Origin of the sequence: Cyanobacterium sp. T60_A2020_053, assembly GCA_015272165.1 — a bacterium.
Classification (GTDB): Bacteria; Cyanobacteriota; Cyanobacteriia; order Cyanobacteriales; family Cyanobacteriaceae; genus Cyanobacterium.
In genome coordinates, this window is record JACYMF010000067.1 from 1 (window position 1) to 19,561 (window position 19,561).

Consider the following 19,561-nt stretch of genomic DNA (forward strand, 5'->3'; position numbering starts at 1 on the left):
TGTCAAAAACAAATCAATTTTGATCCTGACTTTGAAAACACCCTGCTGTGGGAGAAGGGTTGGGGTGAGAGTTGATTTACTTTTTCTTAGCTGGTGCAGCCGCAACTAATTCCAATTCACTTTCAGCAAAGTTATTGGTATTAATGCCCGTAGGACTACCACTAAAACCGTTATAATTAACTTTATCAAAACGAACAATTACAGGATAAATGATACCGCTTTTGTCAACACTAGCAACAGTGCCAACATCTCTGTACCAATAGGATTCCTTGCGTAAGATTCTTACTTTAGCTCCACGTTCAATTGCCATAATAAACTATTTTTCCAAAATATTATCTTTAAATAACAGATTACTACTTGTTTGCTCAGATTAGGGCATTTTTTACTTTAAGTTTTATTAAGTAAAATTTGAGCAAGTTAGGGGAAATTGACAATTGACAACGAAGGATTTTTGTAATTTGTCTCTTCGGAATTTACCCACCGTGTAATGAATTACACGGCTAATGATTTTACGTTCAATAAATTGAACTAAAATGTTGATGTTACTCATTTATAACTGATTGAGCTAACTTGACATCAGGTAAAACACCAAAAATTTTTAAGGATAAATCAGAGGATATTCTTGCCCATAAACTCCATCACACTGTGCCTTATAGCGGTATTCTTGAAGACTAAAGCGCCCTTCACCCCATTCATAGGTAGCAACACTACCGCAATCCCCCAGCGCCCTTGCCTTTGTCTCCACCGTCAAAATATTATCATTAAATTCTGCTGTACCAGTTAAGATATTAGTCTCTGTCAACTGTAATCCCTCTTCCCCTTCTTGAAAAGTAAGAAAATCGACAATTTTTAAACTGGGCTGGAGGGCGCTGTACCATAAATATTGATATGTACCCTGATAAGCACCCACAAAACACAAAATCTGTAAAATATACTCCTTTTCATTAATAGTAAATACAGTTGTATTTGTATTAGTAATTAAAAAAAGATCAGCTTGATTACATAAAGAAAGATTATGATCCAGCGCCCTCACCTGCAACAAAACCTCATCACTGCTAAGAGGTTGCACACTAGCAATAGTTTCAAAACGATCATCGATAAAAACAGTGCAACCGCCGAAAAGAGGGGAAAATAGCAGTAAAGAAAAAGAAATAAAACGGGTAATCAAAAATACACAACCCCAAGTAAATAAATAGTTAACAATAATTTTAACTTATCAAACAAGGGGTTTAAACCCCTTGTTATCGAAATCTAATTGTTGATAATTTCACAATTTAGATAGAATTGCTACATTTAGTTTAATTCTGGCTTTAATTGTGGTTTAATTTTAGTAGGAATTAACCGTAAAATTTCTTCAACAATTTCATCTGTAGTTTGCCCTTTTTGTTGAACAATCGTTAAATCTGCCTGTTGATAAAAAGATTTTCTTTCAGCGCCCATCACGGTTAATTTTTCTGCTAGATTTTGATTTAACAAAAGAGGGCGATTTTGATCATTTTCCAGACGTTGAGAGAGAATCGCCACAGAAGCATTCAACCAAATTACCATACCAGTTTGCAAATGACCCCAATTTTCTGAATTAAGCACAATTCCTCCCCCCGTAGAAACCACCGTGCGAGTATAACTAGCTACTTCTGATAAAATGCGATGTTCTAAACTTCTAAAATAAGTTTCCCCTTCCTCCGCAAAAATATCTTTAATGGACTTATTTGCTATTATTTCAATGAGAGAATCTGTATCTAAAAAACGATAACCAAGACGATGCGCTAAAAATTTACCTACGGTGCTTTTTCCAGCGCCCATCATCCCTACCAAATAAATATTTAATCCTTGTAATAAATCTTGCATTTTTAATTAGTAATTAATCTTTTATATTAATTAACCACGTTTTTTGTCTCTCGCAAAGGCGCAAAGATATTGGCTTAAAATGTTAAGTGTGGTTTTATAATATACCAATTTTAAATCTTTTGTGGCTATATTTTCGTAATTTTCCCACCATGAAATTTATTACACGGCGGTGGAGGGCGCTTTTTATCAAATCTACCCCACTGATAAAATTTTAAAATCTCTCTCACCGTCATCATTTCCGCCAAAACCCAAATTATTAATTGTCGCTCTTAATTTTCTCAACTTACTTTCTTAGTTCTTTTTTACTATTTCATTCTCATGACTATATTCAATATTTTTTTAGTAAAATAACATTTAGACTTTAAAACAAATTAGCTAACTATGAAAATTATTCACGGTACATGGATTCCCTCTTCAGAAGATAATTTTGTTCAAAATGGAACTTTTTGTTTGTGGGTAGAAACTGCTGAAAATTGTCGCAAAAATACAAAAATCAACAATCTTTATCCCCGTCAATTAACCTCAGAAGATTTAGCTAATTTTTTGGTCAAAGATTTAAGAATTTCATCTAATAGTTATCAAAATTCTGTTAAACTAATAAGTAGTAAATATTTTCTCCTTCCAAGTAGTGATAATCAACCTTTGCCCTCTTTAACATTAAGTCGTTACTTAGAGATTGGATATCCTGAAAATAGTTAATTACAGTACTGGACAATCGAATCCTTTCCTTTACTTGAAATTATTAAAAATTTGAATAATATTCATTTTTTATCACTCTATCAACCTCAAGAATGGGTATTAGGAATAGACTTACTTTTTTGGTACTATTATACACAAAATTTTCAGCAAGTAATTCTTAAAGATCAGTATATTCTTGCCTTAAAATATAGAGAAATAAATACTAATAAAAAAACTTCTAAATTCTTATCTAAGGAAATTTACCCTAGTTGGGCAATTATTTCTCATCATTATGAACAATTAATTAAGCAAAGTATTGAGATCATGCCTCTCGCTTGTGTGGCTGGTTTTGCTGAATTACCCGATTCAATTAATTTTTATGAAAAAGAAACTTTATTACATCATTTTTCTGAATATTTACTGCAATAAATAATTAAAAATACCTCTTTACCCCAAGTTTTTACAAAGAAAATCGAAAATTATTCTTTACTTCATAACTGTATTTTTTCGCTAGAAAAACCTTTGAATGATAAAGCTAGTTTAGAAACTTATCACCAATGGCAAACATGGTATCAAAAAATAATTGTTAGCAATAATAATAGCGATTTTAACTTATGTTTTCGACTGAAAGAAGCATCCGAAGAAAATCCCGATAAATGGTATTTAGAGTTTTTAGTAGCATCAAAAAAAGATCCTTCCTTAAAATTAAATTTGGAAGATTACTGGCATTTTGATAAAAAAACTAAGCAATTAGTTACAGAAAAATTTGGTAAAGAATTTGAAAAAAACTTACTATTAAATTTAGGTTATGGAGCGAGAATTTATCCTAAATTATGGGCTGGATTAGAAACAGATAAACCAATAGGATTGTCTTTAACTTTAACAGAAGCATTTGACTTTCTCAAAGAGGTTGCATGGATTTTACAAGATGCAGGTTATACTGTGATTGTGCCAGCATGGTGGACTCCAAGCGGTCGTCAAAAAGCCAAAATCCGCTTACAAGCATCGACAAAAAAATCTTCTTCTTCTAGCAATAAAAATGAGAAAGGTTACTTTAGTTTAGACAGTATTATTCAATATCAATATCAGTTAGCTATTGGCAATGAAATTGTTACACCTCAAGAATGGCAACAATTATTAGACGCTAAAATACCTTTAATTAAATTGAGGGGAGAATGGGTAGAATTAGACCAAAATCAGATGCAGAAAATGCTAGAATTTTGGCAAAATAATCAGGAAGAAAATAACGAAAAGAGTTTGTTAGAATTGATGAAAATTGCCACGGAAGAAGTGGATATGTTTGAAGTTTCTCATGATGAGAGTTTAGCCCAAATGATGGCAAAATTAATGGATTATACTCAACTAGAATTAACTAATAATCCTGATAATTTTCTAGGGAATTTAAGGGAATATCAAAAGAGAGGTGTTTCTTGGTTGAAATTTTTAGAGCAGTTAGGTTTAAATGGTTGTTTAGCTGATGATATGGGTTTAGGAAAAACAGTGCAAGTTATCGCCCATTTAGTTCAGGAAAAAAATGAAAATAAACAGTTATTGCCTACTTTATTAATTGCCCCGACTTCGGTGGTAGGAAATTGGTATAAGGAAGTGGAAAAATTTGCCCCTCATCTTCAGGTAATGATTCATCATGGGGGCGATCGAATTTCTGAAGAAAAAATCTTTAAAACTGAGGCAAAAAATTATGATTTAATTATCACTTCCTTTACTTTAGCTCGGAAAGATTTAAAGTTATTAAATCAGGTTGAATGGCAAAGAATTGTCCTAGATGAAGCTCAAAACATTAAGAATCCTAGCACTGCTCAAACTAAGGCTATTTTAAAATTAAATGCTAATTATCGTTTAGCCTTAACAGGTACTCCTGTGGAAAATCGTCTCTTGGATTTGTGGTCAATTTTTAACTTTCTTAATCCGGGTTATTTGGGTAAACAAACTCAATTTCGTAAATCCTTTGAGATACCAATTCAGAAGAATAATGATAAAAAACAGTCTGTTGTCTTAAAAAAATTAATTGAACCTTTTATTTTAAGAAGGTTAAAAACTGATAAAAATATTATTAAAGATTTGCCTGATAAAGTAGAGCATAAACAATATTGTAATTTAACCAAAGAACAGGCTTCTTTATATGAATTAGTGGTGAAAGAAGTATCGGGAGAATTAGAAGAAGCGGAGGGAATGCAAAGGAAAGGTTTAATACTTTCTACCCTGATGCGTCTTAAACAAATTTGCAATCATCCTCGTCAATTTTTACAGGATAATAGTGATTTTAACCCCCAACGCTCCCACAAACTAGAAAGATTAGGGGAGATGGTTGAAGAAGTAATTGCAGAGGGTGAAAGTCTCTTAATTTTTAGTCAATTTACGGAAATTGGGGAGGCTTTACAACATTATTTTAAACAAAAATTTTACTATAATACTTATTATTTGCATGGGGGTACTTCTCGAAAAAAAAGGGAGCAAATCATTGAGGAATTTCAAGGAGAAAATACTGAACCTTCGGTGTTTATTTTGTCTTTAAAAGCAGGGGGTGTAGGCATAACTTTAACTAAGGCAAATCATGTGTTTCATTTTGATCGCTGATGGAATCCTGCGGTGGAAAATCAAGCCACTGATAGGGCGTTTAGAATCGGGCAGAAGAAGAATGTTTTTGTCCATAAGTTTGTCACTTTAGGTACACTAGAGGAAAGAATTGATTTGATGATTGAGGATAAGAAAAAAATAGCAGATGCCATCGTTGGTTCTGATGAGTCGTGGTTAACGGAATTGGATAACGATAGTTTTAAGGAGTTAATCGCTCTTAACCGTCAGGCTATTATTTAGATGATATTGATTAAAAATAAAGAAAAAATAATTATTGAATAAAGTTGGAAATTAATGGCAAATTATCAGATAAAAAATGATGGTCAAATTGAATTAATCAAAGAAAATTCGTTTAAACTAGAAAAAGAAATTCAGATTTTAACCGAACAAAATTTAAACTTAATTTTTGGATTAGATTTTATTAAATCCGAATTTAGTCTTAATGGTTTTCGGATAGATACACTGGCATTTGATAGAAACGTTAGTGCTTTCGTAATTATAGAGTACAAGCGTGATAAAAATTTTAGTGTAATTGATCAAGGATATGCTTATTTGTCATTAATGTTGAATAATAAAGCTGATTTTATTTTAGAAAATAATGAATGCAGTAAACAAACTTTAAAGAAAAATGATGTTGATTGGTCACAATCGAGAGTTTTATTTATTTCTCCGTCATTTACAACATATCAAATAGAAGCAATTAATTTTAAAGATTTACCAATTGAACTTTGGGAAGTGAAAAGATATAGTAACCAAACGGTGAATTATAGTCAGATTAAAACTAGAGGTTCTCAAGAAAGTATAAAAACAATTTCCAGAGACGATCAAATTGTGGAGACTGTTAATAAGGAAATAAAAGTTTATACAGAAGAAGAACACTCAATATCGACATCACCAGAAATTTTAGAATTATATGGAATGCTAAAAAATGCAATAATGAACTTAGATGGAATTGAGTTAAAACCCACTAAAAAATATCTTGCTTTTGTTGGTAATTCAAATATAGTAGATGTTCATATTCAGAAAAAAGCATTAAAAATTTGGATAAACTTATCAAAAGGAGAATTAGACGATCCCAAAAATCTAGCCAGAGATGTTTTCGGTATTGGACATTGGGGAAATGGAGATTACGAGTTACAAATTCAAGATGACGGAAACATTGATTATATTATGTCGTTAATCAAACAGTCTTATAAAAAGAATAAAAAATAATTAAACAATCCAAATTCTAAAATAAAGATGCGATCGCCCCGGTTGTAGGGTAATTTAAGGAAATATAACTCATCATTAATAATCTATAATCAAAGCAGTTAGTGATATTAAGGAGAGATTTATTTTTATGATCCTCAGACAACCTCGCTATAGTAAAGAAGAATTTGCCAGTCGTGGCAATGAAATCTATGAAAATAAAATTCGTCCTTCTTTTTGAATTGATGAAATCCCCTTTAGGACAAATTTTATCTCAAGGATTAATCACAGAGAACTTAACACCAGAGCCAGTAGAATCCTATTATACTAAACCAATCTTAGTAACAGCTAATAGCAACATAAATCAAAAAGAATTTTGGCAAGGAGATAAAAGAATACCAGAACATTTACCAGATAATTCCCCTAATACTATTCCCGCTATAGTAGTCAAAAAAGCTGGAGATTATCCTCAATTTTGGCATCAAGATACTTCTTTTATCGAAGTAATGAGCGATTTTTATGCCAGAATTAGGAAAAATTAAGCCAGTGATAGTTAGTTAAGCGCCCTCCACCCCATCCCCTCTTACTTTTTACTTTTTACTTTTTACTTAAAAAGCGCCCTCCACCCCATGCCATCACCTAAAAACTTTCTCTTACTCCCCTCTCCTGTGGGAGAGGGGTTGGGGGTGAGGGTTAATTTTTCTTACCTTTACCCAACAAACCAAATACGCCCACTCCAATTAAACCAAATAGTAAGGATGGTTCAGGAACAGTTACTGAAGAAAGGGCTTGACCAACGATTAAATCATCAACAGTGGCGAATTGAGTGTCAACATTTTGGATCAAACTCAGGAAACGAAATTACCCTTTAATCATACATTTAGTGTCATCAAAAAAGATCATTTTTGTTGTAGCCTATTTTTGAGGAAACCAATCCTGATCCAATAACTTTTCTAAAGTATAAGGGCATTGTTGCGGAAAAGTATCTAAACCTGATTTGTTAACTACATATTTGCGACAATATCCATAGGAATCAATTAAATTATTATCTAAATAATTATAAAAGTTAGTAGTCATTCGCTTATTAATTTGTCTGCGAAAACTTCTAATTTCTGATTGCCAATGACGATAATTTATGTCGTATTCGACATCCCAATAATCGAGCAATAGCAAATGTATAATTACTTGCTCTAATAGACTTACCATCGCCAGTTTTCTTTCTCTACCCAAATCTTCTAACTCCTCAATTAAATTATCTAAGTCTAACTCAGCTAATCTTTTTTCTTTTAGTAAGTTTATCGTTTCTTCTATCCATAAATAATCATCAATTTCATACAATTCTTTTAAGTTTATTTTTTCTTTTACAGCCATATTTTTCTAGCCTTTAATTTGCTAACTTATAACTTTTACATTATAACAACAGCGCCCTCCACCCCATGCCATCACCTCAAAACTTCCTCTTACTCCCCTCTCCTGTGGGAGCAGGGCGTTTTCATTCTCAAAAATGTTAGTTTCTCAAACTAGCCAATAATCTGAAATTCAGAGGTTTTTAACTACTAATAAATCAATTAATAGTAAAAAATCCTCCTGTCTCCCTGAATCTCCCCCCTTTTTAAGGGGGGTTGGGGGGGATCATCCTTATATTGTCTTCTTGTCAAAAACAAATCAATTTTGATCCTGACTTTGAAAACACCCTGCTGTGGGAGAGGGGTTGGGGGTGAGGGTTAATTTTTCTTACCTTGATTAAGTAGAATACAGATTTTGATTAAACTCCCACAGCAACACCCGTTTGCACTTGCCATAACCCCTGATATACCCCATGTTTAGCAATTAAATCATCATGAGTGCCACTTTCCACAATTTTGCCCCTTTCTACCACATAAATACAATGCGCGTGACGAATAGTCGAAAGGCGATGGGCAATCATAATGGTTGTACGACCTTCTGTAATACGTTGTAGTGAACGAGCGATGGCCGCTTCTGTTTCATTATCTACTGCTGAAGTGGCTTCATCTAAGATTAAAATAGGCGGATTTTTCAACACGGCGCGCGCTATGGAAAGGCGCTGTCTTTGCCCACCCGAAAGTTTTTGCCCCCTTTCCCCCACAATGGTATCATAGCCTTGGGGTAATTCCATGATAAATTGATGTGCTTCAGCCACTTGCGCAGCGCCCACCACCTCTCTTTCAGTAGCATTGGGATTACCATAGGCAATATTTTCCCTCACGCTACCGTGAAACAAAAACACATCTTGACTCACTAAACCAATGGCTTTGCGTAAGTCATATAAAACGATGTCTTGAATGTTGACACCATCTAAGGTAATTACCCCCTGATGAATTTCGTATAATCTGAGAAGTAATTTAACGATGGTACTCTTTCCTGAGCCTGTAGAACCAACAATGGCGGTAGTTTTTCCAGCAGGAATATGTAAATTAAGATTTTCTAATATCGACTCTCTTTCTTGATAAGCAAAAGAAACGTTTTTAAATTGAATTTCTCCCTTGGTAATTGTTAAAGCGAGGGGAATTTCTCCTGAATGAATAGAAATGGGGGTGTCTAGTAACTCCATTACCCTGATAGTGGAAGCCATGGCGCGCTGATATAAATCCAAAGTTTGCCCTAATCTAGTCAAGGGCCATAATAGCCTTTGTGTCATAAATACTAACACGCTGTAAGTACCTACAGCTAATGTACCAGCTTCCACTTGTAAGCCACCAAATAGAAGAATACTGGTAAATCCTGCCAAGATAACAAAACGAATTAATGGCACAAAAGCGGCGCTGTAAGCGATGGCTTTTTGATTACTACGGCGATAAGCCTCACTGTCAGCCGTTATCCTTTCGATTTCGTATTCTTCGGTAGTAAAACTTTTGATGGTAGTGATACCGCTTAAATTATTGCTAAGACGACTATTTAATAAGCTGACTTTTTCCCTGACGTTAGCATAAAGGGGCTCAAGGAATTTTTGATAAGCAACAGCGCCCCAAATAATAACGGGGATTGGTACAATTGCCATCCAAGCTGTGGTAGGGGTTAGGATAATAAAGGCTAGACCAATAATAACAATAGTGGTAATTACTTGTAAAATTTCATTAGCGCCCACATCCAAAAACCTTTCTAACTGGTTAATATCGTCATTTAATACTGACATTAAGCGCCCGGTGCTTCGATTTTCAAAGTATTCTAATTCTAAATTTTGAATGTGTCGATAACCGTCTAAGCGTAAATCATGTTGGATATTTTGGGCAAGATTACGCCACAATCTTTCGTAGCTATACTCAAAAATTGACTCTAAACTCCAAATAATTACCGAGATAATAGTTAAAGTAATCAGTTGTTGAGATACCGTTTCTACGCCAAAAATGGTGGCAAGGGCGCTGGTTTGTTTTTTTACGACTACATCCACAGCAGCGCCAATTAAGACGGGGGGCGCTAAATCAAAAATTTTATTTAAAATAGAACAAGTGGTGGCTTGATAAATTAAATTACGGTATTTCGGAGAATATTCTAATAATCTTGATAGGGGTTTTATGGGTTTAGAAGTCATAAGACTGTGAAAATTTCTTTTTTATGATCAATCACATTAACTAATGGTATCCTATCTCACCTTAGTTAGATGTAAAATTGTGGCGTTGCTGAATTTAGCGATGATTTTATTCAATCATTAGACTTCTTTTTCATCGTATTTCGGGCTAGAAGCCCAAAAACACCCAATATTTATTCTCTTTTCTGATAAAATTATCTTGATGGATAACATCAAATTCAAATAATTAGTATCAAAAGATTGTATCTTCGCAATTTCCCCACCGTGTAATGAATTACACGGCTAACAAGATTACGTTCAATAAATTGAACTAAGATTATCTTTAATTAATTTATAAGTGATCGCGCAGCGGCAGCCTTCGGCTGATCAAACGAACTTGATATGATTTATAGCAATTGCCACCCTTATGAAGTACAAGAGGATCCCCCTAAATCCCCATTAAAAAGGGAGACTTAAGAAAATGAATGTACCTCATGATAATGAAAAACGCTATAATCTAATTACTATTATCAAAAAATAAAGGGTTTAAAACGCTATCTTTAAATTTACCTTTGCCCCTTGCCCTTTCAACTTTGCCCTTTTGACTGATTAAAATGAAAATAGCTACATGGAATGTTAACTCGATTCGTAGTCGTTTAGATATTGTGCAGAATTGGTTAAGTTCAGAAAATATTGATATTTTATGTTTACAAGAAACCAAAGTAATTGATCAAGATTTCCCTCAAAAACCTTTTTTAGATTTAGGTTATCATGTTTATATTTACGGTCAAAAAGCCTATAATGGTGTAGCCATTTTCAGTAAAAAGCCTTTAGATATGATTGATTATGGCTTTAGTGACATTTTAACCCCATCACAAGTAAATAATTTTGATGAGCAAAAAAGGGTAATTAGTGGAGTTATTAATAATCTGAGAATTGTTAATTTATATGTGCCTAATGGTAATACAATTACTTCAGAAAAGTATGAGTATAAATTAGCATGGTTAGCTTTATTAAAAGATTATTTAAACAGTATAAAAAATGAAAATAATCAATTATTAGTATGTGGTGATTTTAACATTGCCCTTGAAAATAAAGACATTTATAAACCAGAAGGAAAAGAGAATCACGTTATGGCGACAAAAGCAGAAAGAGAAGCCTTAAAAGATATTCTTGATATGGGTTTAAAGGATATTTTTAGGGAATTTCAGCCCGAAGAAGGGCATTTTAGTTGGTGGGATTATCGTCAAGGCGGTTTTGCCAAAAATAGAGGTTGGCGCATCGATCACATTTATGGCAATGATAGCTTATTAACTGGGGCTAAAAATTGTTATATTGACATTGAACCTCGTAAATTAGAGAAACCAAGTGATCACGCGCCCGTCATCGTAGAATTATTATAAAAGGTAAGGTAGTGTAATTTGAGATGGTAAGGCTCGATATAATATAATGTGTTTTGTTGAGTTTAAATAAAAGAATAATTTTCATGAGTAATATTTATAACGTTGAAGTTAGCCACGAGGGGCAAACTTATAATTTTCCAGTGGCAGAAGATGAGTATATTTTGGCGGCGGCGGAGAAAGAAAATATTACTTTACCTAATTCTTGTAATGCTGGGGTTTGTACGACGTGCGCTGGTAAAATTATTAGCGGAGAAGTTGAGCAAAGTGAAGGCATGGGAGTTTCTCTTGAGTTACAGGCAGAAGGTTTTGTTTTGTTATGTGTGGCTTACCCTCGCTCTGATTTGAAGATTGTTGCTGGAAAAGAAGATGAGGTTTATGATCGTCAATTTGGGATGTCTCAAAAATAATAATTTAATATACCTTTCTCGGAATACAGGCAAGATGCCTGTTTCACCGTGCAAAAATCCTAATTGTGGGAGAAGTCTAATATTTTGGAAGGTTTGAGCAATGTTCAACCCTATATTATTTGAGTAATTCTAAAATGGATGTGATGGGCATTGCCTATCCTACTTTAAAATATTGTCATCATGAATTTAACAAGTCTTAACGAACAATTGTACCAACTACAACAATGGGCTAATCAATGGGTGGGGTATCAATTAGAACATTTGACCTTAATTAGTGTGGGGGTTGTGTTGGTTGCTGGATTAGCCACCAGTTTAACGCCGTGTATGTTGTCGATGTTGCCTCTGACGGTGGCTTATATTGGTGGTTATCAGTCACAAAGTCGCACAGTAGCTTTTTTTCAGTCGCTCTATTTTGCTTTTGGTTTGGCTACTACTTTGGCGATTTTGGGGGTAGTTTCGGCGGTATTTGGCAAAATTTATGGACAAATTGGCATCGGTTTACCAATTTTGGTAAGTGTCGTTGCGATTCTAATGGGTTTAAATTTATTGGAGTTGATTCCTTTACAGTTTCCTAGCTGGGGTGCCACGGATTGGATTAAGGAGAATTTTCCAGCGCCCCTCCGCTCATACTTACTTGGTGTTACCTTCGGTTTAGTAGCTTCTCCTTGTAGTACCCCTGTTTTAATTACTTTATTAGCGTACATTGCCAATAGTCAACAAGTGATTTTTGGCTCAGTATTATTGTTAAGTTATGCGGTGGGTTATGTGTTGCCGTTGGTGATTGCTGGTACTTTTACGGGTGCGCTATCTCGTTTACTGAGTTTAAGAGTTATCACCCAATGGCTTAACCCGGGGTTAGGGGCGCTTTTATTAGCTTTTGGAGTTATTTCTCTGGCTTCTCGTTTTTAAATTCTTACAAAGGAAAACAGAGGGAGAAGGGGAAGCAGAGGAGGAAGGGGAAGCAGAGGGAGAAAGGGGAAGCAGAGGGAGAAAGGGAGATGATTAATACTTTTTCATTATCAATTATCAATTATCCATTGTCAATTATCCCCCGATTTGGTGCATGGGATGGCGCACTTCAACCGGGCGTAAATAGGGCTTCATTCCCAATAACATTTGATATACTTCTAATCGCTGGGGATAATCGAGATTACGAATGGATAAACCATCGGTTTTCAGCAAACAAGCGCGCAAAATACCATCAGCAGATAAGCGCCATCTCGAACAATGTCCGCAAAATGGTTGGGATTCTGAGGCGATAAATCCTATTTTAGCGCCCTCCGCCGTACGATAATTAAAGGAAGTTGAATCTAAGGCTGTTTGAACAGGGATAAGTTGGTATTTTTGTTCTAATTTATCGATGAGGTGACGGGCGCTGATAAATTTTTCTTCTTGCTCATGACAAGCATAACCAATACGCATTAACTCCAAAAAACGTACCTCAATTTGCAGATTTTGGGAATATTCCACAAAATCAAATATTTCCATATCATTAATGCCTTTCATCATGACGACATTAATTTTGATGTTGAATCCCTTATTTTTAGCAAGAAGAATATTTTGTTTAATTTTCTCTAAATAATTGCCATGGGTAATCTGTTTAAAAGTCGTCTCATTCAGACTATCTAAGCTAATATTTAAGTTAATAATGCCATGATCTGCCAATAAATCCACATAACGGTCTAAAAAAATACCATTGCTAGTTAAACCGATTTTTTTTAACGGCAAAGATGATATTAAACTCACAATTTCTGAAAAAGATTGACGTAAAAGAGGCTCACCTCCGGTTAGGCGCACTTCTTCCAAACCAAAATCTATTAACTCCGCCACAATATCTCGGTATTCATCGGGCGCTAGATAACTTTTTTTATCCATGAACTCTGCATCAAGAGGCATACAGTAATGACATCTTAAATTACATTGATCGGTTATTGATACTCTCAGTTTACGAATACGGCGATTATATGGGTCGATTAATTGCTTCATCAAAAATAATTAAATGATACTCATTGTTTTGCTCTAATAGATATAATCTCCGTTAAATGGGGAGTAACTTGACCTAACTTTGATATTATGTTTCACGTTAGTAGAAGAGTGTGTATTTAATATTAAACCTTCTTTAGTCTGGAAAGTCCAATGTCCTTGTACTCTAAATCGATAATAACGGTACTTAAAAAAAGGGCGTTACTGAATTATGGTATGAAATATTAATGAATTACAGCAAATATATAATACTCAAAATATTATTACTACTGCCTATTCTCTACCCCAAGCAAAAACATATTTAAAATCAGCAACACCGTAAATGTTTTCGGAAAGTGACAAAAAAGGGATAACTATCGGCTCAGATAGTTAATAATAATAAAATTATTGAGAGGTGACGTTAAGATAAAAACAATCCCACACAAGGCGAGGTTGGACATAACGTTTCAAGGCTTTTTTGACGGATTCCAGCGCCCTCACCACTGACACATTACCTTGTTTTTCCCAATATAAAGACTGTAAGTAATCCGTTAACCATAACTGAGTTTCTAGCTCTAAATTTTTACTGATTTCTTGAGCTAAAATAAATCCCTCAACTACATTTTCTGGTATTTTATTTAACTTTGTCATCAATTCTGAAGGTATTTCCAACAATTTATCACGGTCTTGAATAGCTTTTCCCGGACTACCTTGAGCAGTTTTTATTAATTGCTTATAAGCCAAAACATCAGCACAATTTTGTTTTTGTAAAATATATTCTAAATCTTCCTGACTTAATCTTGCAAAAGGAATCACTTGCGCACGAGAAACAAGGGTAGAAAGCATAGCATCGACGGAGGGCGCTGTTAAAATAATAGTAGCTTTCCCCGGCTCTTCCAAAGTCTTTAATAGTGCATTTCCTGCAGATTCTGCCATTAAATCGGCATCTTCAATTACCACCACCGAGCGTGATGCCTTGAGGGGAGGGCGCGTCAAAAAGTCAGCCACTTCCCTAATTTGTTCAATACGAATTTGAGGGGCGCTTTTCTTTTTTAAGCCTTTTTCCTCTGCTTCTTTTGCCGTCAATAACTCCCCTTTATCATTGTAAGTCGGTTCAACCCAGAGAAAATCGGGATGATTACCTTTATGTAAACGGTGAGAGGCGCTGAAATAATCTTCGTCAGGTGAAATCAATAACATTTCAGCAAAACAGCGCGCGCCAAATGCTTTACCAATACCCTTAGCGCCCACAAACAAATAAGCAGGGGCGATACGATTAAGTTTTACCGCCCTTTCTAACAATTCTACGGCAATGGGTTGCCCTACCAATTTAATTAACGGTTTCATTTTGTAACTAGGTGGTGCTGAAAAAGTGAAGTCGTGAGGGCAGGTGTCAGGTTTCGGGTGTCAGGTATCAGGTGAAATGCTTATAAATCAAAGAGTTAAGGCATGAATTATAAATTATAATTCTCCCCTTCTCCTCTGCCTCCCTTTCTCCTCTGCCTCCCTTTCTCCCCTGCTTCCCCTGCTTCCTCTGCCTCCCTTTCTCCACCCTAACCAGAAATTATATCTGAAATCATTAGTAAAAATTAACGACCTAAAATTTGAACGGTTACAGTGGCAACTCCAGCGCCCTTCAAACCGATAGCATTGGCAGCGCCAGCCGCCAAATCAATGATACGCCCACCAGAAAAAGGACCACGGTCGTTAATTCTTACTACCACAGAGCGCCCGTTACGCACATTGGTGACTTTAACTCTTGTGCCGAAAGGGAGACTGCGGTGTGCCGCCGTGAGAGCATTTTGATTGAATTTTTCACCATTAGCAGTCCGGCGCCCGTGAAAACCCGGTCCATACCAAGAAGCCCGGCCACGGATAATGCGCCCTCCAGAGCTTTTAACCCCAGCAGTGGAAGCTACCGTAACGGGTTTTGCTAAAATTTTCTGCTGAGGCTGATTGATAATAGTATCTAGTGGTTGAGCATTACCGAGTAAACGTCTGAGGCGGTTAGTAGCCTGTAAAGCATCTAAGGCTTGATCATCAGTAGAATCAGGAAGAATGATCTCATCAGTGAGGGCGATTATTTCTTGCTGATCGTAGTTGATGGTGTATTGCTCTTTTTTATCATCCCATTTTACTGCCACTTTTTCGGCATTGACATTACCCTGAGATAGTCTTTCTAAGCGTAAGGCTAGGGCTTGAGCTTTTTGGTTAACCTGATTTTGATCATTACCCAAAAATGTGAGCAGAGGAATATTTTTAAAATGTAAAGTGGCTGCCATTTTATCTTGCCACTGATGAGGATAAATTTTACTGAAAATAAATTCTTGGACCGAAGGTAATTTAGAGACAATATTAGTTTGTGTCGATGAAGTGATTGATTGACTTGAGTCGGTGAAGGGCGCTGTTTCAGCTTTTACGTCAGTGGTAATTGTTAAACCCGTTAGTCCGATGATCATTGTCATAGCTGTTTTAACAGCATTGTTGCAAATATTTTTAAGCATAGTTTTTTGTTTATTTATTCAAAAAAACCTTTCTGAAAGGTATCAATTTTGATGTTGATTTTGGTTCCTCAATGGAAATTTACATTTATTAATAATCAAGAACGCACACTAAGTTAACACGTCATTTTCTCTTGAACAGTCAAAAAAACTTATCATTGCCATTGTTTGAATCAATAATGGTTATTTTGCTTGACTAATTTGCCAACTTTGATCATAATTGAATGTTTATTTTGTTATGGAAACCTCCAAAAAATTTTAAATAACTAATCAATCAGAAAGCTAGGTTAGTATCAATATTTACCGTTGAAGGCAGAGAAAGAAGAATAAGTAAAACGGCACAATGCTAAAGTTGATAAATCAATGACATGAGGGGATTAATCTTTCTTTCATGAACTTTAGCGCCCGATCACAATGGAGAATTTTAGGCGAAATTGAGGTAATAATGATATGATTTGTCCTAGTAAATTAACACTAGAAAATCGGCTTTTTTGATAAGTAATAGTGAATATATTAATAAAGCTAATGTTCGTGATAATTTAAAGTTATCAATAAAGAGAGAAAAATGGATTACAAACAAGCTGGGGTGGACATTCAAGCGGGGAGAGAATTTGTTGATGGTATTGGGGAAGCGGTAAAAAGTACTTATCGCCCCGAAGTTTTGGGCGGATTGGGTGGTTTTGGTGGTTGTTTTGAGATGCCCACAGGGTATCGGCAACCGGTATTAATTTCTGGTACGGATGGAGTTGGCACAAAATTAAAAATTGCCCATCAAATGGATCGTCATGATACGGTAGGCATAGATTTGGTGGCTATGTGCGTTAATGATATTCTTACTTCGGGCGCTGAACCTTTATTTTTTCTTGATTATCTTGCTACGGGTAAGTTAAACCCCACCCAATTACAGGAAGTGGTGATGGGTATTGCGGAAGGTTGTCGGCAAAGTGGATGTGCGCTTTTGGGGGGTGAAACGGCGGAGATGCCCGGTTTTTATCAAGCAGGAGAGTATGATTTAGCGGGTTTTTGTGTGGGAGTGGTAGAAAAAAGTAAAATTTTAGATGGTAAGAATGTCAAGGTAGGGGATAAAGCCATCGCCCTTGCTAGTAGTGGTATTCATAGTAATGGTTTTTCTTTGGTACGCAAAATTATCGAGGTTAATAACCTTACTTGGCAAGATAAACCCTCAGAATTGGGGGGAAAAAGTTTGGGGGAAATTTGTCTCACTCCCACCCAAATCTATGTTAAACCAGTGTTAGGGGCGCTGAAAGCGGATGTTGGTATTAAAGCCATGGCACATATTACGGGGGGAGGGATTCCTGAGAATTTGCCCCGTTGTTTACCAGATCATCTGACGGTGGAGGTAAATTTGAGTAGTTGGGCATTTGCGCCAATTTTTCGGTGGTTGGCAAAAATGGGTAATGTGAAGTTAGCTGATATGTTAGATACTTTTAATGTGGGAGTGGGTTTTGTGGTGATTGTTTCTCCTGATTGTGAAACGGAAACATTAAGTTATTTTGAATCTCAAGATATTGATTGTTTTTGTATGGGGGAAATTATTGAGGGTGATAAAGAGATTAAATTTGTTGAGTAATTAATTAGGGTCTGCTGAATAAATCAAAACCCTTGTCTAATAAAGGTTTTAAGCACAATAAAACTCAAAAAAGTGCCAAAAATAATCTTTTTTTGCCAAAAAATCTGTATTTCTGATCCCCTAATCAAAAATTATTGATACAAATGAGCAATTTATGAAAACTAACTATTTGGCTTAATTCTTTAATTTATGAGCATTTCACCGCGAAACCTGACACCCGAAACCTGACACCTCCCCCTCACCAAAATACTTTTTCAGCAACCCCTAATTAGGATATGAGAATCAAATCTTTAGTTATGCTAAAGTCTTAGAAGAATTGAAAATTTGCCCTTTTAATATCAAGTTCGGATAATTAATTAGTTAGAAAAAGATTGCATCTTCGCAATTTACCCACCGTGTAATGAATTACACGGCTAATGACATCTCGTTCAATAAATTGAACTAAGATTGTTTTTAACCGATTTATAAGTGATTAAATGAACTTGACATAACTTTGCCCTTTTACCCTAAAATTCCATGACTGAAACAGAAAATCAAGAGTTACCAGAGGAAGTGGAATCTCCCAGCGCCCCTCTCCTCGCCGTAAAAGAACAAATCCACTTACGCAAAAAAGGGGATATTGTTTATATCACATTACCGTCAATCCGTGTGATGGAAGGCTCGGCTTGGAGAATTTTGATGGATGATTTTAAAGGGAGATTACCAAAAATTGATCAATCATGGTTAGAGCAAACTAAAGCGCACCTCGAAGCGCAAGATCGATTATTGGATAGTAGGCAAATCAAGGAATTAGAGCAGATTTTAGAGCAAATTAAACTAAAACTGGATTTAATCATCACTACACGCCGTCAAACTGCGGTGGCGGGCGCTAGTGCCGGTTACTCGGTGCAACAGGATGCGAATATTTCCCTGTTTGCCACTGCTGAAACTAGCCAAGATTTAGCAGAACCTTTGTACTTAAAAAATACTTTACGCTCAGGCACAGAAATTATCCATCCCAGTAGTGTCATTGTGCGAGGGGATGTTAACCCCGGGGCAAGTATTATTGCTGGAGGAGATGTTTATGTGTGGGGTAGTCTAAAAGGTATTGCCCATGCCGGGGCTAGTGGCGATAGACGGGCGCTGATTATGGCTTTACGACTGATTCCAACTCAAATCAGGATTGCTGAGTTGGTGGCACGGGCGCCGGATACCCCTCCAGAAGATAATATGGCGGAAGTTGCTTACATCGGCTTACAAGGAATTAGGATTAGGGGCGCTGTTTATTTCAATAAAATTCACAGCTTTGACGCTCAACAACAATGTTGGATTAGTTAATCTCACAACTCGAGTTTTTTATATGATTACTATGAAACAATTAACTCAAATTGATTTTCCTGAAGTTGCTTTCATTGCAGACAATGCTAGTATTATGGGTGATGTTATCATTGGTAAAAATTCTAGTATTTGGTATGGTGCAGTGGTAAGGGGCGATGTAGAAAAAATTATCATCGGCAATTACACTAATATTCAAGATGGTGCTATCATTCATGGAGACCCGGGTAAACCTACCATATTAGAAGATTACGTTACCGTAGGACACCGTGCTGTGATCCACTCAGCGCACGTCGCCCAAGGCTGTTTAATTGGTATTGGGGCAATCATTCTCGATGGTGTTACCGTTGGAGAAGGCTCCATTATCGGTGCTGGTTCGGTTGTCACTAAAGATGTTGCCCCTCGTAGTTTAATGGTAGGTATTCCCGCACGACAGGCGCGCGCCATAACTGAGGAAGAAGCAGAGGAATTAATTAAACACGCCAAAAAATATGCTCAATTAGGATTATTTCATAATGGCAAAAGTAATGATAATGGTTTTATTTGAT

General features: G+C 35.7%; 17 protein-coding genes and 1 pseudogene. 9 read left to right on the forward strand and 9 right to left on the reverse strand.

The features are described from left to right. Positions 1–76: 76 nt before the first annotated feature. The 3 genes from IGQ45_09900 to IGQ45_09910 form a co-directional block, all read right to left on the reverse strand. Entirely contained in the window at positions 77–313 is a 237-nt protein-coding gene (locus IGQ45_09900) for a photosystem I reaction center subunit IV (GenBank protein ID MBF2057511.1), read from the reverse strand. A 285-nt stretch (positions 314–598) separates the two neighbouring features. Continuing rightward, positions 599–1,168 carry a DUF1176 domain-containing protein gene (locus IGQ45_09905; protein ID MBF2057512.1) on the reverse strand — a complete coding sequence of 190 codons (570 nt, stop codon included), beginning with the start codon at positions 1,166–1,168 and terminating at the stop codon, positions 599–601. A gap of 125 nt (positions 1,169–1,293) precedes the next feature. Then, positions 1,294–1,848 (reverse strand): shikimate kinase, encoded by a 555-nt coding sequence (locus IGQ45_09910; protein ID MBF2057513.1) that lies wholly within the window; start codon positions 1,846–1,848, stop codon positions 1,294–1,296. Positions 1,849–2,229: 381 nt separating this feature from the next. On the opposite strand from IGQ45_09910, the pseudogene IGQ45_09915 reads away from it, so the two are divergent. From IGQ45_09915 to IGQ45_09925, 3 genes and pseudogenes are all read left to right on the forward strand, one after another. Continuing rightward, a pseudogene (locus IGQ45_09915) lies at positions 2,230–5,361 on the forward strand (DEAD/DEAH box helicase). A gap of 54 nt (positions 5,362–5,415) precedes the next feature. Beyond that, a complete protein-coding gene (locus IGQ45_09920; protein MBF2057514.1) occupies positions 5,416–6,333 on the forward strand; it encodes a hypothetical protein in 918 nt (305 codons plus the stop codon). Between the two features lie 221 nt (positions 6,334–6,554). Beyond that, on the forward strand, positions 6,555–6,851 hold the full coding sequence (locus IGQ45_09925) for a hypothetical protein (GenBank protein ID MBF2057515.1): 297 nt from the start codon (positions 6,555–6,557) through the stop codon (positions 6,849–6,851). 151 nt (positions 6,852–7,002) lie between these two features. Here IGQ45_09925 and IGQ45_09930 read toward each other — a convergent pair whose 3' ends face one another. The 3 genes from IGQ45_09930 to IGQ45_09940 all read right to left on the reverse strand — a co-directional run bounded on the left by IGQ45_09930 (position 7,003) and on the right by IGQ45_09940 (position 9,859). Continuing rightward, positions 7,003–7,155, reverse strand: a complete 153-nt coding sequence (locus IGQ45_09930; protein ID MBF2057516.1) for a PEP-CTERM sorting domain-containing protein — start codon at positions 7,153–7,155, stop codon at positions 7,003–7,005. A 69-nt stretch (positions 7,156–7,224) separates the two neighbouring features. Continuing rightward, positions 7,225–7,680, reverse strand: a complete 456-nt coding sequence (locus IGQ45_09935) for a DUF29 domain-containing protein (GenBank protein MBF2057517.1) — start codon at positions 7,678–7,680, stop codon at positions 7,225–7,227. A gap of 394 nt (positions 7,681–8,074) precedes the next feature. After that, entirely contained in the window at positions 8,075–9,859 is a 1,785-nt protein-coding gene (locus IGQ45_09940) for an ABC transporter ATP-binding protein (GenBank protein ID MBF2057518.1), read from the reverse strand. Positions 9,860–10,449: 590 nt separating this feature from the next. On the opposite strand from IGQ45_09940, the gene xth reads away from it, so the two are divergent. From xth to IGQ45_09955, 3 genes are all read left to right on the forward strand, one after another. Beyond that, positions 10,450–11,238: an exodeoxyribonuclease III gene (gene xth / locus IGQ45_09945; protein ID MBF2057519.1), complete on the forward strand. Its 789-nt coding sequence runs from the start codon at positions 10,450–10,452 to the stop codon at positions 11,236–11,238. 83 nt (positions 11,239–11,321) lie between these two features. Next, the gene (locus IGQ45_09950) at positions 11,322–11,645 is read left to right on the forward strand and encodes a 2Fe-2S iron-sulfur cluster binding domain-containing protein (GenBank protein ID MBF2057520.1); all 324 of its coding nucleotides are present in this window, start codon (positions 11,322–11,324) and stop codon (positions 11,643–11,645) included. Positions 11,646–11,825: 180 nt separating this feature from the next. Further along, complete coding sequence (locus tag IGQ45_09955; GenBank protein ID MBF2057521.1) at positions 11,826–12,554, forward strand: sulfite exporter TauE/SafE family protein; 729 nt, start codon at positions 11,826–11,828, stop codon at positions 12,552–12,554. Between the two features lie 135 nt (positions 12,555–12,689). Here IGQ45_09955 and moaA read toward each other — a convergent pair whose 3' ends face one another. From moaA to IGQ45_09970, 3 genes are all read right to left on the reverse strand, one after another. Next, positions 12,690–13,631 carry a GTP 3',8-cyclase MoaA gene (gene moaA, locus IGQ45_09960; protein ID MBF2057522.1) on the reverse strand — a complete coding sequence of 314 codons (942 nt, stop codon included), beginning with the start codon at positions 13,629–13,631 and terminating at the stop codon, positions 12,690–12,692. A gap of 381 nt (positions 13,632–14,012) precedes the next feature. Then, positions 14,013–14,954 (reverse strand): DNA polymerase III subunit delta', encoded by a 942-nt coding sequence (locus IGQ45_09965; protein ID MBF2057523.1) that lies wholly within the window; start codon positions 14,952–14,954, stop codon positions 14,013–14,015. 242 nt (positions 14,955–15,196) lie between these two features. Beyond that, a complete protein-coding gene (locus IGQ45_09970) occupies positions 15,197–16,111 on the reverse strand; it encodes a septal ring lytic transglycosylase RlpA family protein (protein ID MBF2057524.1) in 915 nt (304 codons plus the stop codon). Positions 16,112–16,673: 562 nt separating this feature from the next. On the opposite strand from IGQ45_09970, the gene IGQ45_09975 reads away from it, so the two are divergent. From IGQ45_09975 to IGQ45_09985, 3 genes are all read left to right on the forward strand, one after another. Beyond that, positions 16,674–17,699 carry a phosphoribosylformylglycinamidine cyclo-ligase gene (locus tag IGQ45_09975; protein ID MBF2057525.1) on the forward strand — a complete coding sequence of 342 codons (1,026 nt, stop codon included), beginning with the start codon at positions 16,674–16,676 and terminating at the stop codon, positions 17,697–17,699. 516 nt (positions 17,700–18,215) lie between these two features. Beyond that, entirely contained in the window at positions 18,216–19,016 is an 801-nt protein-coding gene (locus IGQ45_09980) for a septum site-determining protein minC (protein ID MBF2057526.1), read from the forward strand. 31 nt (positions 19,017–19,047) lie between these two features. Continuing rightward, positions 19,048–19,560, forward strand: a complete 513-nt coding sequence (locus IGQ45_09985) for a gamma carbonic anhydrase family protein (GenBank protein ID MBF2057527.1) — start codon at positions 19,048–19,050, stop codon at positions 19,558–19,560. Position 19,561 lies beyond the last annotated feature (1 nt).